Annotated in this window: 23 protein-coding genes; 14 read left to right on the forward strand and 9 right to left on the reverse strand. The window is 71.4% G+C overall.

The window, feature by feature from the left end:
• The first annotated feature begins 33 nt into the window (after window positions 1–33).
• From ASE68_RS14175 to ASE68_RS14185, 3 genes are all read left to right on the forward strand, one after another.
• Window positions 34–1,923 carry an ABC transporter ATP-binding protein gene (locus ASE68_RS14175; protein ID WP_055859930.1) on the forward strand — a complete coding sequence of 630 codons (1,890 nt, stop codon included), beginning with the start codon at window positions 34–36 and terminating at the stop codon, window positions 1,921–1,923.
• Between the two features lie 229 nt (window positions 1,924–2,152).
• On the forward strand, window positions 2,153–2,986 hold the full coding sequence (locus ASE68_RS14180) for a hypothetical protein (protein WP_055859934.1): 834 nt from the start codon (window positions 2,153–2,155) through the stop codon (window positions 2,984–2,986).
• Between the two features lie 355 nt (window positions 2,987–3,341).
• Window positions 3,342–4,271 carry a hypothetical protein gene (locus tag ASE68_RS14185; RefSeq protein WP_157421662.1) on the forward strand — a complete coding sequence of 310 codons (930 nt, stop codon included), beginning with the start codon at window positions 3,342–3,344 and terminating at the stop codon, window positions 4,269–4,271.
• Between the two features lie 123 nt (window positions 4,272–4,394).
• On the opposite strand, the gene ASE68_RS14190 is transcribed toward ASE68_RS14185, so the two are convergent.
• Window positions 4,395–4,805: a DUF1622 domain-containing protein gene (locus ASE68_RS14190; protein ID WP_055859939.1), complete on the reverse strand. Its 411-nt coding sequence runs from the start codon at window positions 4,803–4,805 to the stop codon at window positions 4,395–4,397.
• Between the two features lie 262 nt (window positions 4,806–5,067).
• Window positions 5,068–6,972: a phosphoenolpyruvate carboxykinase (GTP) gene (locus tag ASE68_RS14195; RefSeq protein ID WP_082462268.1), complete on the reverse strand. Its 1,905-nt coding sequence runs from the start codon at window positions 6,970–6,972 to the stop codon at window positions 5,068–5,070.
• A gap of 136 nt (window positions 6,973–7,108) precedes the next feature.
• On the opposite strand from ASE68_RS14195, the gene ASE68_RS14200 reads away from it, so the two are divergent.
• The 3 genes from ASE68_RS14200 (at window position 7,109) to ASE68_RS14210 (ending at window position 10,106) form a co-directional block, all read left to right on the forward strand.
• On the forward strand, window positions 7,109–8,551 hold the full coding sequence (locus tag ASE68_RS14200; RefSeq protein WP_055859941.1) for a helix-turn-helix domain-containing protein: 1,443 nt from the start codon (window positions 7,109–7,111) through the stop codon (window positions 8,549–8,551).
• A gap of 200 nt (window positions 8,552–8,751) precedes the next feature.
• On the forward strand, window positions 8,752–9,093 hold the full coding sequence (locus ASE68_RS14205) for a PadR family transcriptional regulator (protein ID WP_055859943.1): 342 nt from the start codon (window positions 8,752–8,754) through the stop codon (window positions 9,091–9,093).
• Window positions 9,090–10,106 carry a permease prefix domain 1-containing protein gene (locus tag ASE68_RS14210; RefSeq protein ID WP_055859946.1) on the forward strand — a complete coding sequence of 339 codons (1,017 nt, stop codon included), beginning with the start codon at window positions 9,090–9,092 and terminating at the stop codon, window positions 10,104–10,106. The genes ASE68_RS14205 and ASE68_RS14210 overlap by 4 nt, the downstream gene beginning before the upstream one ends.
• A 101-nt stretch (window positions 10,107–10,207) precedes the next feature.
• On the opposite strand, the gene ASE68_RS14215 is transcribed toward ASE68_RS14210, so the two are convergent.
• Both ASE68_RS14215 and ASE68_RS14220 read right to left on the reverse strand, forming a co-directional pair.
• Window positions 10,208–10,999 (reverse strand): SDR family NAD(P)-dependent oxidoreductase, encoded by a 792-nt coding sequence (locus ASE68_RS14215; RefSeq protein ID WP_055859949.1) that lies wholly within the window; start codon window positions 10,997–10,999, stop codon window positions 10,208–10,210.
• Between the two features lie 94 nt (window positions 11,000–11,093).
• Window positions 11,094–12,269 carry an acetyl-CoA C-acyltransferase gene (locus ASE68_RS14220; protein WP_055859952.1) on the reverse strand — a complete coding sequence of 392 codons (1,176 nt, stop codon included), beginning with the start codon at window positions 12,267–12,269 and terminating at the stop codon, window positions 11,094–11,096.
• 79 nt (window positions 12,270–12,348) lie between these two features.
• Between ASE68_RS14220 and ASE68_RS14225 the strand changes: the two genes are divergently transcribed.
• The gene (locus ASE68_RS14225; protein WP_055859955.1) at window positions 12,349–14,397 is read left to right on the forward strand and encodes a hypothetical protein; all 2,049 of its coding nucleotides are present in this window, start codon (window positions 12,349–12,351) and stop codon (window positions 14,395–14,397) included.
• A gap of 93 nt (window positions 14,398–14,490) precedes the next feature.
• Here ASE68_RS14225 and ASE68_RS14230 read toward each other — a convergent pair whose 3' ends face one another.
• The 3 genes from ASE68_RS14230 to ASE68_RS14240 form a co-directional block, all read right to left on the reverse strand.
• Window positions 14,491–14,763 (reverse strand): hypothetical protein, encoded by a 273-nt coding sequence (locus ASE68_RS14230; protein WP_147309186.1) that lies wholly within the window; start codon window positions 14,761–14,763, stop codon window positions 14,491–14,493.
• A 207-nt stretch (window positions 14,764–14,970) separates the two neighbouring features.
• The gene (locus ASE68_RS14235) at window positions 14,971–15,387 is read right to left on the reverse strand and encodes a GNAT family N-acetyltransferase (RefSeq protein ID WP_055859960.1); all 417 of its coding nucleotides are present in this window, start codon (window positions 15,385–15,387) and stop codon (window positions 14,971–14,973) included.
• Window positions 15,388–15,644: 257 nt separating this feature from the next.
• On the reverse strand, window positions 15,645–16,139 hold the full coding sequence (locus ASE68_RS14240; protein WP_055859963.1) for an SRPBCC domain-containing protein: 495 nt from the start codon (window positions 16,137–16,139) through the stop codon (window positions 15,645–15,647).
• Window positions 16,140–16,242: 103 nt separating this feature from the next.
• Between ASE68_RS14240 and ASE68_RS14245 the strand changes: the two genes are divergently transcribed.
• Window positions 16,243–16,752 (forward strand): helix-turn-helix domain-containing protein, encoded by a 510-nt coding sequence (locus ASE68_RS14245; RefSeq protein ID WP_055859965.1) that lies wholly within the window; start codon window positions 16,243–16,245, stop codon window positions 16,750–16,752.
• Between the two features lie 330 nt (window positions 16,753–17,082).
• On the forward strand, window positions 17,083–17,664 hold the full coding sequence (locus ASE68_RS14250) for an NADPH-dependent FMN reductase (protein WP_055859970.1): 582 nt from the start codon (window positions 17,083–17,085) through the stop codon (window positions 17,662–17,664).
• 63 nt (window positions 17,665–17,727) lie between these two features.
• Here the strand turns inward: ASE68_RS14250 and ASE68_RS14255 are convergent, their stop codons facing one another.
• Window positions 17,728–19,326 (reverse strand): glyceraldehyde-3-phosphate dehydrogenase, encoded by a 1,599-nt coding sequence (locus tag ASE68_RS14255; protein ID WP_082462270.1) that lies wholly within the window; start codon window positions 19,324–19,326, stop codon window positions 17,728–17,730.
• Window positions 19,327–19,568: 242 nt separating this feature from the next.
• Window positions 19,569–19,874 (reverse strand): hypothetical protein, encoded by a 306-nt coding sequence (locus tag ASE68_RS14260; protein WP_055859973.1) that lies wholly within the window; start codon window positions 19,872–19,874, stop codon window positions 19,569–19,571.
• A 217-nt stretch (window positions 19,875–20,091) separates the two neighbouring features.
• Here ASE68_RS14260 and ASE68_RS14265 point away from each other — a divergent pair, with 217 nt between their 5' ends.
• The 5 genes from ASE68_RS14265 to ASE68_RS14285 all read left to right on the forward strand — a co-directional run bounded on the left by ASE68_RS14265 (window position 20,092) and on the right by ASE68_RS14285 (window position 25,737).
• Window positions 20,092–21,762 carry a thiamine pyrophosphate-binding protein gene (locus tag ASE68_RS14265; RefSeq protein ID WP_055859976.1) on the forward strand — a complete coding sequence of 557 codons (1,671 nt, stop codon included), beginning with the start codon at window positions 20,092–20,094 and terminating at the stop codon, window positions 21,760–21,762.
• A gap of 168 nt (window positions 21,763–21,930) precedes the next feature.
• Complete coding sequence (locus ASE68_RS14270; RefSeq protein WP_055859978.1) at window positions 21,931–22,716, forward strand: fumarylacetoacetate hydrolase family protein; 786 nt, start codon at window positions 21,931–21,933, stop codon at window positions 22,714–22,716.
• Window positions 22,701–23,498, forward strand: a complete 798-nt coding sequence (locus ASE68_RS14275) for an HpcH/HpaI aldolase/citrate lyase family protein (RefSeq protein WP_055859981.1) — start codon at window positions 22,701–22,703, stop codon at window positions 23,496–23,498. The genes ASE68_RS14270 and ASE68_RS14275 overlap by 16 nt, the downstream gene beginning before the upstream one ends.
• Window positions 23,495–25,072 (forward strand): fumarylacetoacetate hydrolase family protein, encoded by a 1,578-nt coding sequence (locus ASE68_RS14280; protein ID WP_055859984.1) that lies wholly within the window; start codon window positions 23,495–23,497, stop codon window positions 25,070–25,072. The genes ASE68_RS14275 and ASE68_RS14280 overlap by 4 nt, the downstream gene beginning before the upstream one ends.
• Complete coding sequence (locus tag ASE68_RS14285) at window positions 25,069–25,737, forward strand: GntR family transcriptional regulator (protein WP_055859987.1); 669 nt, start codon at window positions 25,069–25,071, stop codon at window positions 25,735–25,737. Before ASE68_RS14280 ends, ASE68_RS14285 begins: the two co-directional genes overlap by 4 nt.
• The last annotated feature ends 42 nt before the right edge of the window (window positions 25,738–25,779 follow it).

A 25,779-nucleotide genomic window follows, 5' to 3' on the forward strand; every position in this document is an offset into this window, starting at 1 on the left:
ATCGACATCCGCCGCCTCGCCCAGGAAGAGACGATGAGCCAGACCCAGAACCGCACCGCCCCTCGACGCAATCCCTTCGCCCGCCCCACGAAGACCGACGGCCCCCGTGCGTCGTTCCGGCAACTGCTGCCGTTCATCTTCGAGCACCGCCCCGTGCTCATCTGGGTCGCCGCCCTCTCCATCGTGGGGGCGCTCACGAGCCTCGCCCAGCCCCTGCTCGTGGGGCGGGTCATCACCGTCGTCGAGGCCGGCGACCCGCTCGGCGGGATCGTGTGGGCCCTCGTCGCGCTCGTGATCGTGAGCGGCGTCATCTCGGGATACCAGCACTACCTGCTGCAGCGCACCGGCGAAGGCATCGTGCTCTCCAGTCGCAAGCGCCTCGTCGCGAAGCTGCTGAACCTGCCCATCTCCGAGTTCGACACGCGCCGCACCGGCGACCTCGTCTCGCGCGTCGGCAGCGACACCACGATGCTCCGGGCCGTGCTCACACAGGGCCTCGTCGAGGCCATCGGCGGCACGGTCACGTTCATCGGCGCCCTCATCGCGATGCTCATCATCGACCCGGTGCTGCTCGGGCTGACGCTCCTCGTCGTCCTCATCGCGATCACCACCGTCACCCTGCTCTCGCGCAAGGTGCGCGACGCCTCGCACGCCGCGCAGTCCAAGGTCGGCGACGTCGCGGCCTCCGTCGAACGCGCGATCAGCGCCGTGCGCACCATCCGCGCCGCCGGGGCGACCGAGCGCGAGGCGCGCACCATTGACGGCGAGGCCGAGGGCGCCTGGCAGATGGGCGTCAACGTCGCGAAGATCTCGGCGCTCATCGTGCCGGTCGCCGGCATCGCGATGCAGGTGTCGTTCCTCGTGGTGCTCGGCGTCGGCGGGTTCCGCGTCGCATCGGGCGCGATCGAGGTCGCGAGCCTCGTGTCGTTCATCCTGTTCCTGTTCATGATGATCATGCCGCTCGGCCTGTTCTTCGGCGCGATCACGTCGGTCAACCAGGCGCTCGGCGCGCTCGGACGCATCCAGGAGATCCTCGACCTGCCCGACGAGAGCACGCACGACCGCGAGCTCGCCCCCCTCGCGCTCATGGTCGGCGAGGCCAACGCCGGCGTGCTCCCCGATGCCGCGGCGATCAGCTTCGACGACGTGCACTTCGCCTACGCGGCGACCCGAAGCGACCCCGCAGACCCGGCGAACGACTCGGCCGATTCCGTGGTGGTCGAGCCCTCGGTCACCGACCGCCAGCCCGTGCTGCGCGGCGTCTCGTTCCAGGTGCCGCGCGGGCAGCGCATCGCCCTCGTCGGCCCCTCCGGCGCCGGCAAGTCGACGATCCTCGCGCTCATCGAACGGTTCTACGACCCCTCGGTCGGCACCGTGCGCATGGGCGGCCTCGACGTGCGCTCGCTCGACCGCGCCGACCTCCGCGCGCAGATCGGCTACGTCGAGCAGGACGCCCCCGTGCTCGCCGGCACGCTGCGCGACAACCTCCTGCTCGGCAGCCCCGACGCCAGCGACGACGAGTGCGAGCACGTGCTGCGCGCCGTCAACCTCGGCTCGGTGCTCGACCGCGACCCGCGCGGCCTCTCCGCCGCGGTCGGCGAAGACGGCATCATGCTCTCGGGCGGCGAGCGCCAGCGCCTCGCGATCGCCCGCGCCCTGCTCGCGGCCCCGCCGATCCTGCTGCTCGACGAGTCGACGTCCTCGCTCGACGGCGTCAACGAGCGCATGATGCGCGAGGCCATCGACCAGGTCTCGGCCGGGCGCACGCTCATCGTCATCGCCCACCGCCTGTCGACCGTCATCGACTCCGACCGCATCGTCGTGCTCGACGACGGCCGCGTCATCGGCGAGGGCACGCACGGCGAGCTCGTCTCCTCGGTTCCGCTCTACCGCGAGCTCGCGGAGCACCAGCTGCTCGTCTGAGTCGCCCACCAGAGGGGCGGATGCCGCGGCGCGAGTGATGCGCCGCGGCATCCGTGTTCCCGGGCGGGATGACGGCGGAATCTCGGCGTTGAGGAGGCGCAGATCTCGGGGCTGACCCGGGCATTCCTCAGGGCCTGCTCGGATGGAGGTCGGCACGCCGCTTCGTAACGTGTGGTTCTGCGTCCGGATCTCGGATGCCGACTGCCACCGCACCGAAGGAAGCCCCACCATGAGCATCGCCCCCGTGACCGACCTGCGAGACGCACGCGACGTGCGCGACGCACGTGCCGCATCGAACGCCGACCGCCTGCCCGTCGACCTCATCGAGGACCTGCCGAACGCCGTCGCCGAAGACGGCGCCGCGCGTCGCGGCCTCGGCGACCCGTTCGACCGCGTGCAGTCCAGCCTGCAGGCGTGGCTGCGCACCTGGCAGCCGCAGCGCCTGCCGGCTTTCACGCCGGTGCGCGACGTCGCCCCCGCCGGCGACCGCGGCACGTCGGGGCTCAAGTCCTCGTCGTCGGCGCCCGACGGCGCCGTGCGCGTCACGGCCTCGCTCTACGACCCGCCCACCCGGGGCGAAGGGCCGCTCAACTGGTCGCGCAACTGGGCCAGCGTCGCCGTGCTGCCGCCGGCCCGCGAGTCGGGCCGCCTCTTCTACCGCTTCCGCGTGTCGAGCCGCCTCGTGCTCGACGGGCAGGCCGACCTCAGCCTCGTGTCGACGAGCGTGAACTTCGGCGTCGTCGCGGATGTCGCGAAGGCCAGCCCGTTCGACGCCCCCGGATTCCGCACGCCGATCCTGCGCCCGCTCGTCGGCGTGGCCTGCCGCGCCGACCAGGACGCCTCGGCGTCGCAGGTCTTCGAGGGCTCGATCGCCGTGCGCCAGGGCGAGTCGCCCGCCATGGCGTTCGTCGTCGGCACCGAGGTGCTGTTCGAGAACGGCTGGGTGCGCGTGCACGAGGGATCCAGCACCTGGATCGGTCCCGCCGAGCCCGGCGCCACCGGCACCGTCGAGTTCCGCTACGCACCCACCGCGCTGCTGCGGGTGCTCGGGCACCTGGAGTGAGGCAGACCGGGGCGCCACTCCCCCGCGGCGACGGACTTGGCGTCACGCCGTGGCGGACACGCCGCTCTTCTTCGCCGACCGGTCACGATCTGCGGCTTCATGCCCTGTGATTCCAGCAGATCGTGACCGGTCGCGGGCTCGCCACGGCGCGCCGCGGCGCGGCGCGCGGCGGGCGGCGGGCGGCACGCGCGGCGCGCGGCGCGGCGGGCGGCGGGCGGCACGCGCGGCGCGCGGCGCGGCGCCCGGGCGCGGGCGGGGCCTCAAGCCGTCCTGCACAGGCGGGTCCGCCAGTGAGTTCAGGCCGCGGGCAGTGAGGCGCGCACGACGGTGACGCCCGCGCCGTCACGCTCGTCGGATGCCGAGACGCCCTACACCCCTTCCCGCGTCGCTCGCCTCGAGCGGATTCACCGTCCGCGAGGCACGCGCCGCAGGTGTGAGCCTCACGCGGCTGCGCGCGGCCGACCTGCGGACGCCGGCGAGCGGCATCCGTCACCCGCGTGGGCTCGCGCCAGATCTGGTGGCCCGTGCCGGAATGCTCGGCTCGCGCCACCCGGGCGCGTTCCTGAGCCACTTCACCGCAGCTGCATTCTGGATCCTGCAGGTCGAGCCTCGCACCCGAATCGAACGCGAGCGCATCGACCTGGCCGTTCGAGCAGAGCTGCCGCGCCCGCGAGGCGACGGGGTGCGCGGACACCGCCTCGATCTGGGGCGCGACGAACTCGTCACGGTCGATGGCCTCGAGGTGACGTCTCCGGCGCGCACGTGGCTCGACCTCGCGTCGGTCGGATGCGACGTCGAGGACCTCACCGTCGCGGCGGACCGTCTCGTCTGGACGCGGCACCCACTCGCGACGGTGCACCAGCTCGAACGGATGCTGCTCCGTCATCGCGGCGCCCGCGGCATCCGCTCTCTGCGCATCGCACTCGACGAGGCGATCGAAGACGCCGATTCGTCACGCGAGACTCGGCTGCGCCTCTGCATCATCGCCGCGGGACTGCCGCGGCCGGTTGCCGCTCATGTGGTGCGCGACCCGTATGGTCGGGCAGTGGCGACCGCGGACCTCGCGTTCGTCGAGCACCGTGTGCTGCTGGAGTACGAGGGCGACCATCATCGAACCGATCGCGGGCAATGGGCGCACGACGTCGACCGGTTCAACCGGCTTCAGGGGCTCGGCTGGATCTGCTTCCGAATCGGCGCGGCCCAGTTCGCCCGTCCCGATCAGGTCGTCGCCGTCGTGGCGCGGGCACTGGCCGCGCGGACACGCAGAGGCACGCCGGGCGTTTGACCGCGAGCGGTCACGATGTGCTGCTTCCCGCGTCGCGATTCCAGCAGATCGTGACCCCTCGCGGGCTCGCCACGGCGCGCCTGCGAGACCAGGGAGGTGGGATGGGGTGAGAGCGGCTGAGGGTCAGCTGGGGTCGGTCGCGACGGCGGGAGCATTCCCGCCCGCCACCGCAGCGCCCTCGTCCGCGTCGCCCGACACCGCACCCTTCTGCCACGGCCATCGGCCCGAGATCTCCAGCTCGAGCGACCAGCTGAGGAACGTCCTGATCAGCACGATGATCGCGAGCACGCCCACCGACTCGAGGGTCGGGGTCACCGCGACGGTCTTGATGATGTCGGCGGCGACGAGCAATTCGAGCCCGAGCAGGATCGCCCGACCGAGCACGCGCCGGAACCGCGTGTAGATCGGGCTGCGCCGCCGCACCCCGCGCAGCGCGGCGTCGAGGCTCGCGTAGAGGACGCCCAGCACGATCGCGACGACGCCGAGCACGTCGATGACCTCGCCGACCGATTCGATGAACGTGCCGAACTCCATGTCGCCCCCTTGCGCCACACGCTAGCGGCGCTGGTGCGGTTCGGGCGTGCGACCTGCCGGGTCCCGGCGCAGGCGGCGTGGAGAGCGGATGCCGCGGGCCGGCGCACCTTCCCGTGCACGCCGGCCCGCGGCATCCGCTCTCCACGCGACGGGCGCACGGTCGCACGGTCGCACGGTCTCGCACCGCGCGCGGCGATGCGCCCCGCACACGGCGGGGCGCATCGCCTGACCGGCCGCTCAGCGACCGCCGGGCAACCGGCGGTCAGGCCGGCTGGTGCTCGAGGTGGTAGCGCAGGCTCGCGAGCTCTGCGCGCAGGGCGGCAGGCACGCGGTCGCCGAACTGCTCGAAGTACTCCTCGGTCAGCGTGCACTCGGCGAGCCAGGAGTCGCGATCGACGTCGAACAGGTGCTCGAGCGCCTCGTCGGTGAGGTCGAGTCCGTCGACGTTCAGGGCGCCGGAGGCCGGCAGCAGGCCGATCGGCGTCTCCTCGACCTCTGCGGTGCCCTCGATGCGGCCGACGATCCACTCGAGCACGCGGGCGTTCTCGCCGAATCCGGGCCAGAGGAACGAGCCGTCGGCGGCCTTGCGGAACCAGTTCACCTGGAAGATGCGCGGCGCGTTCGTGCCGAGGGTGCGGCCCATCTTGACCCAGTGGCTCCAGTAGTCGGCCATGTTGTAGCCGCAGAACGGGAGCATCGCGAACGGGTCGCGGCGCAGCTCGCCGACGGTGCCCTCGGCGGCCGCGGTCTGCTCGGATGAGATGGTCGCGCCCATGAAGACGCCGTGCTTCCAGCTGCGGGCCTCGGCCACGAGCGGCACGTTGGTCGCGCGGCGCCCGCCGAAGAGGATCGCGTCGATCGGCACGCCGTCGTGGGCGTCCCAGTCGTCGGCGAGCTGCGGGCACTGGGCCGCGGCCACCGTGAAGCGCGAGTTCGGGTGCGCCGCGGGGCGACCGGATGCCGGCGTCCACGGGTTGCCCTCCCAGTCGGTGAGCTCGGCCGGCGGGGTGTCGGTGAGCCCCTCCCACCAGACGTCGCCGTCGGGCCGCAGCGCCACGTTCGTGAAGATCGTGTTGCCCCAGAGGGTGTCGACCGCGGTCGGGTTCGTGGACGCTCCGGTTCCGGGCGCGACGCCGAAGAACCCGGCCTCGGGGTTGATCGCGTAGAGACGGCCGTCGTCGCCAGGGCGCATCCAGGCGATGTCGTCGCCGATGGTCTCGACCTTCCAGCCGGGGATCGTGGGCTGCAGCATGGCGAGGTTCGTCTTGCCGCATGCCGACGGGAATGCCGCAGCCACGTGGTAGGTGCGCTGCTCGGGCGAGGTGATCTTGATGAGCAGCATGTGCTCGGCGAGCCAGCCCTCGTCGCGAGCCATGACGCTCGCGATGCGCAGTGCGAAGCACTTCTTGGCGAGCAGGGCGTTGCCGCCGTAGCCCGAACCGTACGACCAGATCTCCCGCGAGTCGGGGAACTGCACGATGTACTTCGTCTCGTTGCACGGCCAGTCGACCTCGGGAACCCGGTGGCCGATGCCGTCGACGAGGGGGTGTCCGACGGAGTGCACGGTGCGAACCCACGGCTCGCCTGCCTCGATGAGGCGGTAGACCTGCTCGCCCATGCGGGTCATGATGCCCATCGAGAGGACGACGTAGGGCGAGTCGGTGATCTCGACGCCGAGCTGGCTGATGGGTCCGCCGAGCGGTCCCATCGAGAACGGCACGACGTACATGGTGCGGCCCTTCATCGAGCCGTCGAAGACGTCGTCGAGCTCGCCGCGCATGGCCTTCGGGTCGCGCCAGTTGTTCGTGGGGCCGGCGTCCTCCTCGTAGGTGGAGCAGATGAAGGTGCGGTCCTCGACCCGGGCGACGTCGCGCGGGTCGGTGCGGGCGAGGTAGCTGTTCGGGCGCCACTCGGGGTTCAGCTTGATGAGCTTGCCCTCGGCCACGAGCTGCTTGGTGAGCAGGTCGGCCTCGTGCTTGGATCCGTCGCACCAGACGATCTCGTCGGGCTTGGTGAGGGCGGCGACCTCGGCGACCCAGGCGCGCAGGTCGGGGTCGGTGGTGCCGTGCGCGAGGCCGTGGGCGGTCGTCGCTGCGATCGGGGCGCTGTCGGTGGCGGTTGCCTCGACGGATGCCTCGGTGCCGGGCGTGAACTCGGAGATGGTCATCGTCGTCCCTTCTGTGTGCCGGGGCCGCTCGGCGGCGGTCCGGAATCGGTTCGTGTTTCCAGAATGCGCCGGATTGCGACATCCGAACGGCCAATCAGGACGTTAAGAAGCGTTGTTCTTTCTATAGGCTTAAGGCATGAAGGCCAGAACCACTGATCTCGCGACCCTGGGTCAGCGCATCCGTCACTTCCGCGGCGAGCGCGGCATGACCCTCGATCAGGCCGGCGACGCCGTCGGGCTCGCGGGCTCGCAGCTCTCGCTCATCGAGAACGGCAAGCGCGAGCCGAAGCTCTCCACGCTCGACGCGCTCGCGACCGCGTTCGGCGTCGGGCTCGAAGACCTGCTCGCCCGCGAGGCGCCGAGCCCGCGGGCGGCACTCGAGCTCGAGCTCGGCCGCGCGCAGGCGAGCCCGCTCTATGCGAGCCTCGGACTCCCGGCGATCCGCGCGGGGCGGGGCATCGGCGACGAGACGCTCGAGGCCATCGTGGGCCTCCACCGCGAGCTGCAGCGTCGCGCGAGCCAGGCCATCGCGACGCCCGAGGAGGCTCGTCGGGCCAACACCGACCTGCGCGAGCGCATGCGCGAACGCGCCAACCACCTGCCCGACATCGAGCAGCTGGCCGAGGAACAGGTGCGCGCCGCCGGGCACCGCACCGGCGCCGTCACCCACCGCGAGGTGAGCGTCATGGCCGAGCGCCTCGGGTTCCAGCTCATCTACGTCAACGACCTGCCCGACTCGACGCGGTCGATCACCGACCTCTCGAACGGGCGCATCTACCTGCCGCCGGCATCGATCCCCGGCGGGCACGGCCTGCGCTCGATGGCGCTGCAGGCCATGGCGCACCGACTGCTCGGCCACCAGCCGCCGGCCAGCTACGACGAGTTCCTCTGGCAGCGGCTCGAGATCAACTACTTCGCCGCGGCCTGCCTCATGCCCCGCGACGCCTCGGTCGCGTTCCTGCAGCAGGCCAAGAAAGAGAAGCGGCTGGCCATCGAGGACTTCCGCGACGCGTTCGGCGTCACGCACGAGGCCGCGGCGCTGCGGTTCACGAACCTCGGCACGACCTACCTCGACATGACCGTGCACTTCCTGCGGGTGGCCGGCGACGGCGCGCTGCTCAAGGGCTACGAGAACGACGGGCTGCCGCTGCCCACCGACGTCACGGGCTCGATCGAGGGCCAGTGGGTGTGCAAGAAGTGGAGCGCGCGCACGGCGTTCGAGCACACGAACCGCACGACCGAGAACTACCAGTACACCGACACCCCGGCGGGAACGTTCTGGTGCGCCACGCAGACCGGGCGAACGGATGCCGCGGAGTTCTCGATCTCGGTCGGCGTGCCGTTCGCGCAGGCCAAGTGGTTCCGCGGCCGCGAGACCACCCTTCGCGCGGTCTCCACGTGCCCCGACGAGGCGTGCTGCCGCCGGGCGCCGGGCGAGCTCGCCGAGCGCTGGTCGGGCCGCGCGTGGCCGAGCGCCCGCCTGCACGCGCATGTGCTGTCGCCGCTGCCGTCGGGCACATTCCCGGGCGTCGACGACGCCGAGGTGTACGCGTTCCTCGAGGCGCACGCCGAGCAGTAGTCGGGCACGGCCAGCACCCCGGCACAGCACGCCAGAACTCCGGATGCGGCGGGCGAAACGCCGCGGGCATGGCGCGACGCGCCGGACGCCGGCTCGCGGCATCCGGAGTTCGGCCGAGCCCTCGACCCTTGGCCATCGCGACATCCGTCACTATGAAGTGACTGTTGCAATAGTGTGCGACGCACAGTATCGTGTGACGCATGAACCCCGATGAGACGACCGTCGCGCACCTGCAGGAACTGCGCCGCGGCACCGTCGTGCTCGCGTGCCTCGTTCGCCTGCGCACCCCCGACTACGGGTACGCGCTGCTCGAGTCGCTGAACGGCCTCGGCATCCTCGTCGACGCCAACACGCTCTATCCCCTGCTGCGACGACTCGAGAAGCAGGGCCTGCTCACCAGCGAGTGGAACACCGACGAGGCCCGGCCCCGCAAGTTCTACCGCACGAGCCCCACCGGCGACGCCCTCGCCGTCGCACTCATGACCGACTGGCGCCGCATCGACGACGCCCTCGGCGGACTGACCTCTGGAGACGCATCATGACCGAGCTGACCGACCGCTACCTCTTCGCGGCCACGCGCAGCCTTCCCGCCTCGCAGCGCGAGGACCTCTCGCGCGACCTCGCCGAGCGCGTCGCCGACACGATCGACGCCCGCATCGAATCGGGCGCCTCGACGCCCGAGACCGCCGAGCGCGACGCGCTCGTCGAGCTCGGCCACCCCGCGTCGCTCGCGGCGACCTACAGCGACCGCCCGTTGGTGCTGATCGGGCCGCGGTACTTCCTCATCTGGAAGCGGCTCCTGCTCTTCCTCGAGTCGTTCGTGCCCGCGACGGTCGCCGCGGTGGCGGCGCTCGGCCTGCTGATCGCGGGCGGTGGGTGGGAGATCATCGGCGCTGCGATCGGCATCGGCATCAACGTCGCGGTGCAGCTCGCGTTCTGGACGACTGTCGTGTTCGCCCTGATCGAGCGATACGGCACGGGCACCGATGACGAGCTCGGCTGGACGCCCGAGCACCTCCCGCAGCTGCCCGAGGTGCGGCGCCCGCACCGCCGCGCCGACCTCATCGCGAGCCTGGTCTGGCTCGTGATCGCCGCCGGGTTCCTCGTATGGCAGCAGTTCGGCATCGTGTGGGCCGATGGCGAGCGCACCTCGGTGCCGCTGCTCGCGCCAGACCTGTGGTCGTTCTGGCTGCCGTACCTGTTCGCGCTCATCGCGCTCGAGGCCGCCTTCGCGGTGTGGATCTACCGCAGCGACTGGAACTGGGCCAACGCCCTCGTCAACGTCGCGCTGAACGCCGCGTTCGCGATCCCCGTCGTCTGGCTCTTCGTCGAGGGACGGCTGTTCAGCCCCGAGTTCCTCGCGGTGGTCGAGCCGCATCTCGACGCCGATGCGGAGTGGGTGCTCTCGGTGCTCTTCGTCGCGGGCGTCATCGGGGTCAGCGCGTGGGATGCGATCGACGGCATCATCAAGGCTGCGCGGGGCGGGGGCCGCGGCACGCTCGACTTCCCGGGCAACCGGAGCCCGCGCCCGGCCCAGCGCAGCACCGGGCGCTGAGCGCCTGCCTCCGAGAACCGGCACACGACGAGGGGCGGATGCCGCGGCATCCGCCCCTCGTCGTGTTCGCCGTCGCGTGCGGCGACCGACGGTTCGACCCGCTACTTCGGCTGCATGCGGATCGCGCCGTCGAGGCGGATCGTCTCGCCGTTCAGCAGCGGATTCTCGACGATGTGCCGCACGAGCGCCGCATACTCGGCGGGCGTGCCCATGCGCGACGGATGCGGGATCTGCTCCTCGAGCGAGGCCTGCACCTCGGGCGGCATGCCCGCCATCATCGGCGTCTGCATGATGCCGGGCGCGATCGTCACGACCCGGATGAGCAGCTTCGAGAGGTCGCGGGCGAGCGGCAGGGTCATCGCCGCGACGCCGCCCTTCGACGCCGAGTACGCGGCCTGGCCGATCTGGCCGTCGAACGCGGCGACCGACGCGGTGTTGACGATGACGCCGCGCTCGGCGGTCTCGGGCACCCCCGGCAGCGCCTGCACGAGCACCGGCTCGTTGGCCGCCATGGCCGCCGCCGCGAGGCGCGCGACGTTGAACGTGCCGATGAGGTTGATGCGGATGGTGCGCTCGAACGCGTCGAGCGCGAGGGGGCCGTCGCGCCCGACCGTGCGTCCGGCCGTCGCGATGCCGGCGCAGCTCACGGCCACCCGGAGCGGCGCGCGCTCCAGCACGAGGTCGATCGCGGCCTGCACGGACGCCTCGTCGGTGACGTCGGCGGGCGCGAAGCGCACGTTCGCGCCGAGTTCGCTCGCGGTCTGCTCGCCGGGAGAGCCCGGGAGGTCGAGGATGACGACCTCGGCTCCGGCCGCGGCGAGCACGGCGGCCGTGCCGCGCCCGAGCCCCGAGGCGCCTCCGGTGACGATCGCGCCTGCGTCGGTCAGCTGCATGGATTCGGGTCCTTTCGTGGTGGGTCGGCTGCGCCGATGGTCGGCTGGGCCGTCGTGGTCGGCTGGGCCGTGGTGGTCGGCTGCGCCGTGGTGGTCAGATGCGTTCGATGATCGTGGCGTTGGCCATGCCGCCGCCCTCGCACATGGTCTGCAGTCCGTAGCGTCCGCCGGTGGCCTCGAGCTGGTTCACGAGGGTCGTGAGCAGACGGGTCCCCGAGGAGCCGAGCGCGTGGCCGAGGGCGATGGCGCCGCCGCGGGGGTTGAGCTTCGCGGCATCCGCCCCGGTCTCGGCGAGCCAGGCGAGCGGAACCGACGCGAACGCCTCGTTGACCTCGTAGGCGTCGATGTCGTCGTGCCCGAGGCGGGCCCGCGCGAGCACCCGCTCGGTCGCCGGGATCACGCCGGTGAGCATGTACAGCGGGTCGCTGCCGACGACGGCGAACGAGCGGAACCTCGCACGTGGCACCAACCCGAGTTTCGACGCGGCATCGGCGCTCATGATGAGGGCGGCCGAGGCTCCGTCGGTGAGCGGCGAGGAGTTGCCGGGCGTGATACGCCAGTCGAGGTCGGGGAAGCGGTCGGCGAGGGCATCGGTGCGGAACGCCGGGTTCAACCCGGCGAGCGAGGCGGCGGATGTCGCGGGCCGCACGGTCTCGTCGGCGAGGCCGTCGACGCCGGGCACCGGCACGACCTCGGTCGCGAACGCGCCGGACTGCCCCGCCGCCGCGGCGAGCGCGTGCGAGCGAGCCGCGTACGCGTCGAGGTCGTCGCGCGAGAGGCCCCACTTGGCCGCGATGAGCTCGGCCGAGACACCCTGGTTCACGAGGCCGTCGGGGTAGCGTGCGGCGATGCGCGACCCGTAGGGGTCGGCGCCGGCCGCGCTCGAGCCGAGCGGCACGCGGCTCATCGACTCGACCCCGCAGGCGATCACGATCTCGGCCTGTCCGGCGAGCACCGCCTGGGCGGCGAAGGTCGCCGCCTGCTGGCTCGATCCGCACTGGCGGTCGATCGTCGTGCCGGGCACGTGCTCGGGGAACCCCGCGGCCAGCACGGCGTTGCGGGTGACGTTGTACGACTGCTCGGCGACCTGGCTGACGCATCCGCCGATCACGTCGTCGACGAGCCCCGGGTCGAGGTCGTTGCGGGAGACGAGCGTGTCGAGCACACCCGCCAGCAGGTCGACCGGGTGCACGCCCGAGAGCATGCCGCCCGGCTTGCCCCGGCCCACCGGCGTGCGGATCACATCGACGATGACGGCTTCGGCGCTCATGCGTCCAAGCCTACGTGCGGCCTGCGAACTCAGGGCTGCTCCTGATCCAGCGCCCCGGCGCAGCCCGGAGGATCGGCGCATGACCAAGCCCACGAAGATCGCCGTGATCAGGGCGCGCCACGACGGTGCCGCACCCCTGGTCGGCGACCAGCCCTTCATCGACCTCTTCATGGTCGGCTCCTCGTCGGTACTCCGCTACTGGGAGGACACCACCCGTCGGCACCTCGACTTCGTCGACTCCGCCCTCATGCCCTGGGTGGACATCACCCTCGGCGACAGCGTGCGGCGCGAGACACAGGCGGAGCTCGCGATCGACGCGTTGCGTGCGAAGTTCCCGGGCCATGACCCGCTCGCGGGCTTCGCGGGCGTGGTCGTGCTCACCTACCCTGGTACGCGCCAGATCCCGAATCCGAAGGCGGGGCAGCCCGGTGAACCCGCGACGATCACGCAGAGCTTCGACGGCGGCGCCAATCCGAACGTCCGCGGCTTCCCGATCGCCGCGCTTCCGATCGCCTCCAGCGACCACACGTTCATGACGCACGAGGTCGGGCACGTCATCGGCTTCGAGCACAGCTACGGTCTGCTGAACAACGGCGCCGACTGGGATCCGAACGACGCGACCATCGTCGCCGATCCCGTGTACGGCTCGCCCTTCGACGTCATGTCGTCGGCCTCGTTCGGCTCGAGGTGGCTCGGCACCGGCCCGCGCTGGCAGTCGACGCCGACGCGCAGCATCCCGGCGGTCACCGGATGGCCGACGCCCGGTGCATTCGGCTCGGCCGGTCCGAACCTCTCGCGCGCCCACCTGCATCGGCAGTTGCCGGACGCGATGGCCGGTTCGGTCGTCGAGCGCCCGTTCCCGACGACGGGCTCCGTCTCGGTGCGGCTGCGCAGCGCATCGGCGGATGTCGCGCGCCAGGGCTCGGGCCGCCAGCCGACCCTGCTCATCCTCCACCCCGCAGGCGAGCCCTCGAGCGGGCTCGGCCGCATCTACGTCGAGTTCCGCACGGCCACCGGATGGGACGCCGGCCTCGACCCGGTCGGCACCGACCTGTCGCGCGAGGGCGTCCTGGTGCATTCGCTGACGGATGTCCCTGGCACGGGTCCGCGCATCTGGTACCGCGGCGTCGTGCCGCTCAACTCGATCGACACCGATGTGGCGGTCGACTCGAGCAACCTCACCGTCACGATCGTCGGCGTCGATGTCGACCACACCTGGGTCGACCTGCGCGTCTCGAACGGGCCGGCGAACCGCACGGTGACGGTGGCGTCGCGCCTGCGCAACGAGGACACGCTCGGCGTCGTCGGCACCGAGACGACCGAGCAGACGCCGTGCGGCGACACGGTTCGCCGTGGCACGTATGCGACCTCCACGCTCGAGATCTTCACGGTCTCGACGGTCGGCTTCGGCGGGATCGGGCAGCCCGCCGCGACCGCGCCGACGGCGACCTGGACGGTCGGCGGCGTACCGGTCCCGACTGGGAACGGCGTCGTGCAGGTGCCGTTCGACGGCTCCACGTTCGCGGTCGACACCACGGTCGACCCGGTCACCTTCGAGCTCGGGCTGACCTCGCCGGGAGGCATCCGCTTGGGCGCCGACGTGGTCTGCACGGTCACCGATCAGAGCGGTGCGGCCATCGGGCAGACGCGCTTCGAGGCAGAGGGCTGGTTCGAGGGGTACAACGGCGACGACTTCCCGAAGGTCGTCGCCTGCTGGACCCGACGCATCAAGGACCTCGACATCCGCGTGAAGCCCGGGGAGTTCGAGAAGCCGACCCCCGATCCGAAGTTCGACCCGCGCGACATCACGCGCCTGCAGATCGAGTTCGGCGACGCGGTCGTGCTCGAGCGCGCAGAGGAGCTCCAGCGGGCCGAAACGCTGAAGGTCGCCGAGGGCCTGCGGATCGCCGAGCAGCTCAAGGCTGCCGAGTCGCTGCAGGCCGCCGAGACTCTCAAGGTCACCGAGCGTCTTCGGGTCGCCGAGCAGGCCAGCCTCACCGAACAGGTGCGCCTCGCCGAGCAGGTTCGGCTCGCCGAGCAGGTTCAGGCGGCAACGCGCCTCGACGCGACGGCGATCTCGACGGTCGGCAGCTTGAAGCGCGCGAACCTGCGGGTCTTCGACCGCTGAACCCGGGCGAGCGGATGCCGCGGCGAGCGCCGGCCCGCGGCATCCGCTCGCCGTCGTGGGTTCACCGGGACCAGCAGCGTCGCGGACCGGACCTCAGAGGTTGCGACGTGCGTCCGGGTCGTCTGCGAGCAGGTCCGCCTGGCGCGCCACGGCCTCCTGCTCGGCCTCGCTCAGCGGCGGGAGGCCGACCTCGTCGGCCGGAATGCCCGCATACGGGTCGGCGCCGGGGAACTCCTGGCTGAAGGAACCCGCGACGACTCCCCCAGGGGGAACCTCGTCGCCTGCGGCGCCCAACAGCGTCTCTTCACCTGGAGCCTGCTCCGGCACGTCGTCTCCGAGGTGCTTCCGATGCCACTCGCCGCTCATGTTCACTCCCCACCAGTACCAACAAGGCCACACCCTCATCATCGAGACGTGGAAGCGTGGGCGACGTCTGAGATCGCCGCATCATCCACGGATGTGTTGATGAAGTCTAGGACGTCCGATCGGATACCCGGGCTCTCGAAAGAGGCGGCCGGTCAGGTCGACGAACGCACCACCGGCCGCAAGCGGACCCGTCGACGGGCGGTGTCGTCAGGTCCCCGAGTCGGTCAGACGACGCAGACCTGCATGGGTGGGACTGAACCCGCACGCCTCGTAGAACGCACGGAACCGAGGTTCGAAGTCAACGTGCAGCCACTCGCAGCCAGCCGCGATGAGCTCGACGCGAAGCGCCTCGATGAGAGCTCCTCCCACCCCTCGGCGTTGGTAGTCCGGATCCACTGCCGTATCGAGGACGAATGCATGTGCTCCACCGTCACCGCAGGCATGCACGAAGCCGACGAGCCGCTCGCCGTCGAAGGCGCCGACCCAGCTGACGGAATGTCTCCTGAGCCTCGCGGCCCACGGCAGGATCGTCGGCTCGGCGTCGCCGAAGGCCTTTGCATGGAGACGACTCAGCTCGACGTCATCGATCGGGAAGGCAGCTCGTACCTCAACAGCGCTGGTCACACATCGATCATCCCGGAGATCTCACCGAGAGAGCTGTCCTGTGAGCGGATCCGCGTGCGGAACTCAAGAGCGACCGAGACAGTGCCCGGCAGTGGATCCCTGAGCGGCCACAGATTCGCACTGGGGTGGGCTGGATCGGGCAATCGCGCGACGAGCGGTTGCGCAAACTGCTCGCGGGGGTTCGAGCACGAGTTGGATTTCAGCCTCTGAGGGGAGCGCCGCTCGTTCGGCAGCTCGCACGTCCGGGGTGGCTCGGCTCACACGTAGATCGCGACGAGCTTGTCGAGGGACTCCTCGAGGCCCTTCTTCGAGAGCGCGAGCTGCTCGGGGTCGATGTACCCGAGTTCGGTGACGGTGAGTCGGGTCGCGTCGTCGCCGATCGGCTCGAACGTGATGACGTGCCGCACGTCGCGCGAGATGCCGGCGGCCCCGATGGTCGCAGGGTCGATCGTGGTGCCGTGCTCGTCGGCGATGTTGTGGATGAACTCGAGGCGGTGCGGTGCGTCGACGAGCGTGTACGCCCAGGTGCTGTACAGCGCCGGGAACCCCCAGTCGGGGGCGCTCATGCACACGAGGGACGTGCCGCCGACGCGCACGTCGAGCTCGGCGACCGTGCAGGTGAAGCCGTTCGGACCCCACCAGCGAAGGACGCGGTCGGGTTCAGTCCACGACTTCCAGGCCGCCTCGATGGGGGCGGGGATGTCGCGGCTCACGACGAGGTCGTGCGTCTCGTGCTGGGTCGTGTCGTTCATCGTGGCTCCTCCGCTGCAGGCCGCCGCCGCGGCACCTGTTTCACTTCGATGATCGAAGCGTAAGTCACTACGATGATCAAAGTCAATGCCGTAGACTCGACGCATGAAGCGAGCTGAAGGGCGGTCGACCTGCCCCACCAACTTCACCGTGGAGACCTTCGGCGACAGCTGGTCGCTGCTGATCATGCGCGACCTGCTCACACTGGGCAAGCACACCTTCGGGGAGTTCCTTCGGTCCGAGGAGCGCATCGGTCCGAGCGTGCTCACCGACCGCCTCGCCCGACTCGAGCGCAGCGGAATCATTGTGCGCACCCCGAGCGAGACAGATGGCCGCAAGGTCACCTACTCGGCGACGGAGCGCGGCATCGAAGCGATCCCGCTCTTGTACGAGGCGGCGCGATGGGGCTTGGGCGGCGTTCCCATCGAGGAGGACGATCCGTGGGAGGCGGTCATGGCGATGGACCGCCACGACGTGCTCGACGCGTGGCAGCAGGCCGTGCGCGAGGGTGGTTCGCTCCTCGGAGGCGCGGAGAGCGCGTTCGCGCGGCTGAACGCCAGGGCGGGCGCGGTCGTGGATGGATGGCCCGGAACGGCGCTGACCCGGAGTACATGATCGTGAGCGAACTCGTCGCCGGCAGTGCGCAGCTGCACCCGATCCCGCGGGTGCCGTGGCCGCCCAGAGAGAACGAGCGCCCGCCAACACCGCTGGACTCCATCTCGGGCTTCAGCGGATACGTGGTCGACCTCGAAGTCGACTCTCCCAACGCCCGCAACCGGATCCCTTGCGGGCACAGATTGAGCAACGGTGCTTGAACCGCGACTCTCGATCGTTCGCCGACCGGCCACGGGACGGCCGTGCGAGGGAATCGTTCCTCATCCCGGGGTCACCGCCCGCGTGCAGGGCGGCAAGATTGAAACTCGAACCTGAACAAAGGGAGCGACCATGACATACCGCGTCGGATACTTCGTGGGAAGCCTGTCCTCGACCTCGATCAATCGGATCCTCGCGAGGGCGCTGATCGGGCTGGCACCGGACGATCTCGAGTTCACCGAGATCCCGATCCGCGACCTGCCGCTGTACAGCCCCGACTACGACGCGGACTTCCCACCCGAGGCGCGGGCGCTGAAGCGCGCGATCAGCGAGACGGATGCCGTGCTCTTCGTCACCCCGGAGTACAACCGGTCCATCCCCGGTGCGCTGAAGAACGCGATCGACTGGGCCTCGCGGCCGACGAGACCGACCTCGTTCGACCACATCCCGGCAGCGGTGATCGGAGCCTCCAGGGGACCCATCGGCACGGCCCTCGCACAGCAGAGCCTGCGCGGCGTGCTGAGCTTCTGCAACGCGCGTCAGATGACGGCACCCGAGGCGTACATCAGCTTCTCGCACGACGACTTCGCCGATGACGGCACGGTCACCGACCCTCAGATGGAAGCCCGCCTGCGAGCGTTCATGGCGGAGTTCCGCGAGCACATCCAACGGGTGCTCACCGTGCTGCCCCGCCAGGATCAGACACCCTCGTAGCCCCAAACGGATGCCGCGCGCCGAACCTTGGCCCGCGGCATCCGCCGTGCTGCACGGCGTGCGTCAGCCCGCGACGAGTTCACCCTCGGCGAGCGCCGCCCCGTCGACGGACGCGGACACAGACGCGGACGACGACGCGGACGACGACTCGAGCACGACCGGCTCGCGCGCGGGAAGCACGACGGGGTGCGTGCCCGCCATGGCCTCGATGACGCGCACGACCTGGCACGAGTAGCCGTACTCGTTGTCGTACCAGACGTAGAGCACGACGTCGGTGCCGTCGGCGATGGTGGCGAGGCCGTCGACGATGCCCGCGCGGCTCGAGCCCACGAAGTCGGTCGAGACGACCTCGGCCGACTCGATGTAGTCGACCTGCTGGCGCAGCGGCGAGGTGAGCGAGACCTGCCGCAGGTACCGGTTGATGTCAGGCTTCGACGCGGGCCGTTCGAGCTGCAGGTTGAGGATCGCGAGCGACACGTCGGGCGTCGGCACGCGGATCGCGCTGCCCGTGAGCTTGCCGGCGAACGAGGGCAGCGCCTTCGCGACGGCCTTGGCGGCACCGGTCTCGGTGATGACCATGTTCAGCGCGGCCGAGCGGCCACGACGGTCTCCCGCGTGGAAGTTGTCGATGAGGTTCTGGTCGTTCGTGAACGAGTGCACGGTCTCGACGTGGCCGCGCACGACCCCGTACGCGTCTTCGACGGCCTTCAGCACCGGCGTGATCGCATTCGTGGTGCAGGACGCGGCCGAGAGGATGCGGTCGGATGCCGCGATGTCGCCGTCGTTGATGCCGTGCACGATGTTCTTGATCGCCCCCTTGCCCGGTGCGGTGAGCAGCACGCGCGCGACGCCGGTCGACCGCAGGTGCTGCGAGAGCCCCTCCTCGTCGCGCCACCGGCCGGTGTTGTCGACGACGATCGCGTCGTGGATGCCGTAGGCGGTGTAGTCGATCGCGGCGGGGTCGTTCGCGTGGATCACCCGGATCAGCGTGCCGTTCGCGAGGATCGTGTTCGCCTCCTCGTCGACCTCGATCGTGCCGGCGAACGGGCCGTGCACCGAGTCGCGGCGCAGCAGACTCGCACGCTTCACGAGGTCGTTCGCCGAGCCCTTGCGCACGACGATCGCCCGCAGGCGCAGGCCCGTGGCGTCGCCGGCGTGGGCGATGAGGATGCGGGCGAGCAGGCGCCCGATGCGGCCGAAGCCGTAGAGCACGACGTCGGTGCCCTCGCGCGGCGGGCGCGCGTCACCGTCGGCGGTGTCGGGCGCGAGCACGGGCGCGAGCTCGGCGCGCAGGAAGTCGGCCAGCGGCATCCGCTCGCCGGCATTCGCGTCGCCGATGACGCCCGCCGCACCGGATGCCGCGTACCGCGCCACGAGGCGTGCGACGTCGACGGATGCCGGGCCCGGGCCGATCTCGCGCAGCGCCTCGAGCACGCGCATGGTGTCGGCGGGGTCGAGCTCGACGTCGCCGGCCTGGCGCGCGAAGCGGTGCGCCTTCAGCAGCTCGATCGGCGACCGGTTGATGAGGCGGCGGCCGTGGATCGAGGTCACCACCCCGTGCTCGCGGTAGAGGCCGCCGATGAGCGGGATCATCCGCTCGGCGAGCTCCTCACGGGCGATCCATCTGGCACGGCTGGCGTCGAATTCGTGGCTCACGGTCATCCTTCTCGGCCGCGCGAGCGCATGGAGGCGTCGTCGTCGACCAGGGTCAGGCGCGGCCGCGCGAGCGGGTGGGCAGCATCGGCCACGGGTTCACTTCGGGGGATGCCTCGATCGTACGGAGTTCCGGCTGCGCGCGCGCTGTACGACGTGTCATGCGCAGGGTGCGGGAACCGACGCGTCGGTGAACGGCGACGCGTCAGCCGCAGCGACAGCGACAGCGACAGTGGCAGTGCGGCAGCCGGTCAGGCGGACGCGACGAAATCGGCGAAGCGGATGTCGTAGCCGGCGACCCGCTGCGGCACGCCCTCGAACGCGGCGGCTCGGCCGGGCGAGGCCAGGTACGTCGCCTCGAGCGCGAGGAACGCCTCCTGGTCGCCCTCGGCGCTCACCGCCCAGACGAACTCGTTCGACTCGCGGAGGCCGTAGGCGAACTCGATCGCGAAGCCGGCCGCGGGGCGGACCTTCGGCATGGTGGACTCCCACCAGGCGACGAAGGCGTCGTACTCCCCGTCGACGAGCGTGTAGCGGCGCAGCTGGATGGTCTTCACCCGACCATCCTGCCCCACCGGGCCGGCAACCGGCTCGCGATGACCTCGCGATGACCTCGCAAGACGGCATGGGAGCGGATCGCCTCGGGTCGTATACTCGACCTGTCCAGGCGCAAGAGCGCGCCGGTGCTCGCAAAAGGGGCACGAAGCCGGCCCCGCGGGGCCGACGAGACATATACGGAATCCGCATCCGTTCATCGTCTCGAAGGACTTCGTCATGCCCACGACCACCACCGTCTCCGCCCACGTCGCATCGGCCCTCGCCGCCCACCTCGACCACGTCTTCGGGGTCATGGGCAACGGCAACGCGTACTTCCTCGACGCCCTCGAGCGCGCGACCGAGGTGCGCTTCACGGCGGTGCGCCACGAGGCCGGCGGCGTGGTCGCGGCCGACGCGCACTTCCGCGCCTCGGGTCGCATCGCCGCGGCGACGGCGACGTACGGCGCCGGGTTCACGAACACGCTGACGGCCCTCGCCGAGGCGGCGCAGGCGCACGTGCCGCTCGTGCTCGTGGTCGGCGACGAGCCGACGTCGGGCCCGCGCCCGTGGGACGTCGACCAGATCGCGCTCGCCTCCGCGGTGGGTGCGCGCACCTACACGGTGGGTCGAACGGATGCCGCGGCCACGACGATCCTCGCCATCGAGCACGCGCTCTCCTACCGGGTGCCGGTGGTGCTGGCGATCCCCTACGACGTGGCCGCGCTCGACGCGGGCGCCGCGCAGACCCCGCCTGAGCTGCGCCTGCCGACGCCGCTCACGCCCCGCGGCCCGTTCGCGAGCGGCGTCGTGTCCGAGATCGCGGCGGCGCTCGCGGGTGCGAGCCGGCCGTTCCTGCTCGCGGGCCGCGGCGCGTGGCTGGCCGACGCGGGCGACGCGCTCGGCGAGCTCGCCGCATCCACGGGCGCGGTGACCGCGTCGACGGCGCTCGGACGCGGCGTCTTCCCCGACGAGCGCTTCGACCTCGGCGTCACGGGCGGCTTCGGTGCGGAGGGCGCGATGGAGCTCGTGCGCGAGGCCGACGTGGCGGTCGTGTTCGGCGCTTCGCTGAACCAGTTCACGATGCGCTTCGGCGACCTGTTCGCGCCAGGCGCCCGCGTCTACCAGGTCGACATCGCGGCGGCCTCGACGCATCCGCACGTCGGCGGCTTCGTGCGCGGCGATGCGGGCGTGGTCGCCCGCGCGATCGTCGACGAGCTCGATGCGCTCGGCGCGGAGGCCTCCGGCTGGCGCGAGAGCGTCGACGTCGCGGCACTGCGCGAGCAGCCGTCGCCCTCACGTGCCGACGGCCTTGCCGACGACGGCCGCCTCGACCCGCGCGCGGTCGCGCGGCGCATCGGCGAGCTGCTGCCCGAGGACCGCGTCGTCGTCTCCGACGGCGGGCACTTCATCGGCTGGGCGAACATGTACTGGCCGGTGGCCTCACCCGATCGCATGATCATGGTCGGCACGGCGTTCCAGTCGATCGGGCTCGGGTTCGCGAGCATTCCCGGCGCCGCCGCGGCCAGGCCCGACTCGGCGATCGTGCTCACCACCGGCGACGGCGGCGGGCTCATGGCGCTCGCCGACCTCGAGTCGGCCGTGCGCACCGCGGGCGGCCGAGGCGTCGCCGTGGTCTGGAACGACGCCGCCTACGGCGCGGAGATCAACCTGTACGGGCTGAAAGGCCTCGCGCGCGAGCCCATGCTCATCCCCGAGGTCGACTTCGCGGGGCTCGCGGCCGCGGTCGGCGCCGAGGGCGTCGTCGTGCGCTCCCTCGCCGACCTCGACGCGCTGGCGCGCTGGGCCGAGCGCCCCGTCGCCGACCGGCCGTTCCTGCTGCTCGACTGCCGCATCTCGGGCACGGTCGTCGCGCCGTACCAGGAGGAGATCATCCGCGTGAACAGCTGAGCGGATGCCGCGGCCCGGCGCTGTGGCAACGGCGCGGCGGCAACGGCGCGGCGGGGCCGGCGATCCGGGGCCGCCGCGGCATCCGTAGGCGCGCTCGCGATCCGATGCGTGCGCGACGTCGCTGGATCGTATACGATCGACTCCGAACCCCGACGAAGTGGAGTCGCAGTGCTCGAACCATCCCGCATCGCCGCGATCGCCGACGAGTTGCTCGTCGCCGATCGCGAGCGGTCCGTCGTGCCGCTCATCACGGCACGCAACCCCGGCATGGGCGTCGACGACGCCTACGCCGTGCAGAAGCTCTGGGCCGACCGCAGGGCCGCCTCCGGGGCCCGACGCGTCGGCCGCAAGATCGGCCTCACCTCGAAGGTCATGCAGGTCGCGACCGGCATCACAGAGCCCGACTACGGCGTGATCTTCGACGACATGGTCGTCGAGTCCGGGGCATCCGTCGAGTTCGACCGGTTCTCGAACGTGCGCATCGAGGTCGAGCTCGCGTTCGTGCTCGCGAAGCCCCTGTCGGGCCCGAACGTCACGATCTTCGACGTGCTCGACGCGACCGCGCACGTCGTGCCGGCGCTCGAGATCCTGAACTCGCACGTCGAGATGCCGGGCCGCACCATCGTCGACACCATCAGCGACAACGCCGCGATGGGCGCGATGGTCATCGGCGGCCGCCCCGTGAAGGTCGACCAGGTCGACCTGCGCTGGGTCTCGGCGCTGCTGCACCGCAACCAGGTGATCGAGGAGTCGGGCGTCGCGGCGGCGGTGCTCGGGCACCCCGCCATGGGCGTCGCGTGGCTCGCGAACAAGCTCGCCCAGCACGACCAGTCGCTCGAGGCCGGCGAGATCATCCTCGCGGGCTCGTTCACCCGGCCCATGTGGGTCGAGCGGGGCGACACCGTGCACGCCGACTACCGGGAGCTGGGAACCGTCTCATGCCGATTCGAATGACCCTGCCGCCGACGCTCGGCGCCCGCATCGCGGCATCCGACCGCACGCTCTTCGGCGCCTGGTCGTGCGCCGGCAGCGCGACGAACGCCGAGATCGTGGCCGGCTCCGGCCTCGACGTGGTGCTCATCGACGCCGAGCACTCCCCCGCCGGACTCGAGTCGATCCTCGCCCAGCTGCAGGCCGTCGCCGCCTACCCGGTCACGGCGCTCGTACGTCCTCCGTCGGGTGACACCGTCACGCTGAAGCAGGTGCTCGACCTCGGCGCGCAGAACCTCGTCGTGCCCATGGTCGACACGGCCGAGCAGGCCGCCGAGATCGTGCGCGCCGTGCACTACCCGCCGCTGGGCGTTCGCGGCGTCGGCAGCGCCCTCGCCCGCTCGTCGCGCTGGAACCGCGTCGAGGGCTACCTCGCCGGCGCCTCGTCGACGATCTCGCTGTTCGTGCAGGTGGAGTCCGCGACGGCGATCGCGAACCTCGAGCAGATCCTCGCGGTCGACGGCGTCGACGGGGTCTTCTTCGGCCCCGCAGACCTGGCCGCCTCCATGGGTCTGCTCGGGCAGCAGGAGCATCCCGACGTGATCGGCGCCGTGCTCGCCGGCATCGCGGCGACCACCGCGGCCGGCAAGCCGTCGGTCGTGAACGCGTTCGCGCCGGCCGCCGCCGACCGCTACGTCGACGCCGGCGCGGCACTGGTCTTCGTCGGGGCGGATGTCGCGCTCCTCGCCCGCGCGACCGAAGCCCTCGCCGATCGCTACCTCACCCAGGAAGGATCCGGCCGATGAGCGCCATCCCCACGCCCGGCAAGGTCATCGCCGTGCACCTCAACTACCCGTCGAGGGCTGCGCAGCGCGGACGCACGCCCGCCCAGGCCAGCTACTTCCTGAAGCCCGCGTCCTCGATCGCCGAGACGGGCGGCACCATCGAGCGCCCCGCCGGCACCGAGCTGCTCGCCTTCGAGGGCGAGATCGCGATCGTCATCGGCGAGCGCGCCCGCCACGTCTCCCCCGCCGACGGCTGGCGGCACGTGGCCTCCGTCACGGCGGCGAACGACTTCGGCGTCTACGACCTGCGCGCCGCCGACAAGGGCTCGAACGTGCGCAACAAGGGCGGCGACGGCTTCACGCCGCTCGGCCCCGTCGCGATCCCGGCGAGCGCCGCCGGCGAAGACGGCTGGCGCGTGCGCACCTGGGTGAACGGCGAACTCGTGCAGTCCGATACCAGCGACACCCTGCTCTTCCCGTTCGGCCGCCTCGTCGCCGACCTCTCGCAGCACCTGACCCTCGAGCCGGGCGACGTGATCCTCACGGGCACGCCTGCGGGTTCGTCGGTCGTGCTGCCGGGTGACGTCGTCGAGGTCGAGGTCGACGCACCGGATGCCGCGGGCTCGCCCACCACCGGACGACTCGTCACGACCGTGGTGCAGGGCACCGTGCCGTTCGGCGACTTCGGATCGAAGCCCTCGATCGACGACGCGCAGCGCATCGAGGCCTGGGGATCCGAGGCCGAGCTCGCCGCGGCGGTCGCCGCCGGGCGAGCGACGCCGGCTGCCCCTGCCGCCCCGGCCGCCCCCGTCGAACCCACCGCACCGCACGCCTCGGCAGTGCGTCCCGCCGCGGCATCCGCCCCCTCGCCCCTCACCGACGAACTCCGCGCCGCGATCGACGGCGTCGCCGTCGCGACCCTGTCGGTCGTGCTGCGCAAGCGCGGCTACCACGACGTGTTCATCGAGGGCGTGCACACGAACCGGTCGGGCCGTCGCATCGTCGGACTGGCGAAGACGCTCCGCTTCGTGCCGTTCCGGCCCGACCTCTTCGCGACGCACGGCGGCGGGTTCAACGCGCAGAAGCTCGCATTCGACACCGTCGAGCCCGGCGAGGTGCTCGTGATCGAGGCCCGCGGCGAGCGCGGCACCGGAACCGTCGGCGACGTGCTCGCCCTCCGCGCCCAGGTGCGCGGCGCCGCCGGCATCGTCACCGACGGCGGCGTGCGCGACTTCGACGCGGTCGCCGGGTTCGAGATCCCCGTGTTCTCGCAGGGCCCGCACCCCTCGGTGCTCGGCCGACGCCACGTGCCGTGGGAGGTCGACGTCACGATCGCCTGCGGCGGCGCCGCCGTGCAGCCGGGCGATGTCATCGTGGGCGACGGCGACGGCGTCATCGTGATCCCGCCGCAGCTCGTCGTCGAGGTCGTGGCCGAGGCCGTCGCACAGGAGGCCGAGGAGGCGTGGGTCGCCGAGCAGGTGGCCGCCGGGGCATCCGTCGACGGGCTGTTCCCGATGAACGCGGCGTGGCGAGCGCGCTACGACGCCGAACACGCCGACTCTCGCGGCGCCGACACGGAGGGCTCCGGGCGATGACCGACGAGAGCAAGTCCCGTCGCGCCTACCGGTTCGTGCGCGAGCGCATCGACGACGGCCGCTACGTGCCGGGCTTCCGGCTCGTGCTCGCCCAGATCGCGGGCGAACTCGACATGAGCGTGGTGCCGGTGCGCGAGGCGATCCGCCTGCTCGAGGCCGAGGGGCTCGTGACCTTCGAGCGCAACGTCGGCGCCCAGGTCGCCCTCATCAAGGAGACCGAGTACCTGCACACCATGCAGACGCTCGCGCTCGTCGAGGGCGCCGCGACGGCGCTCTCCGCCCCGACGCTGATGCCCGACCACCTGCGACGCGCCCGCGAGGTCAACGAGCGGATGCGCGCCATGCTCGACGACTTCGACCCCCACCGCTTCACCGAACTGAACCTCGAGTTCCACGCGGTGCTGTTCGAGGAGTGCCCGAACCCGCACATCCTCGACCTCGTGCACCGCGGATGGAACCGCATGCGGGTGCTGCGCGACTCGTCGTTCAGCTTCGTGCCCGCCCGTGCGCACGAGTCCGTCGCCGAGCACGAGCGCATCCTCGAGCTGATCGAGTCCGGCGCGGATCCGCTCGATATCGAGCTCGTCGCCCGCGGCCACCGCACCGCCACGCTCGACGCGGTGCTCGCGTACCAGGCCGACCACCGGCATCCGAAGACCGCCTGAGCGGCCCCCCTCACCGACATCCGACCTCACCGAAGGCGAACA

The sequence above is a fragment of the Agromyces sp. Leaf222 genome, from assembly GCF_001421565.1.
Taxonomy (GTDB): domain Bacteria; phylum Actinomycetota; class Actinomycetes; order Actinomycetales; family Microbacteriaceae; genus Agromyces.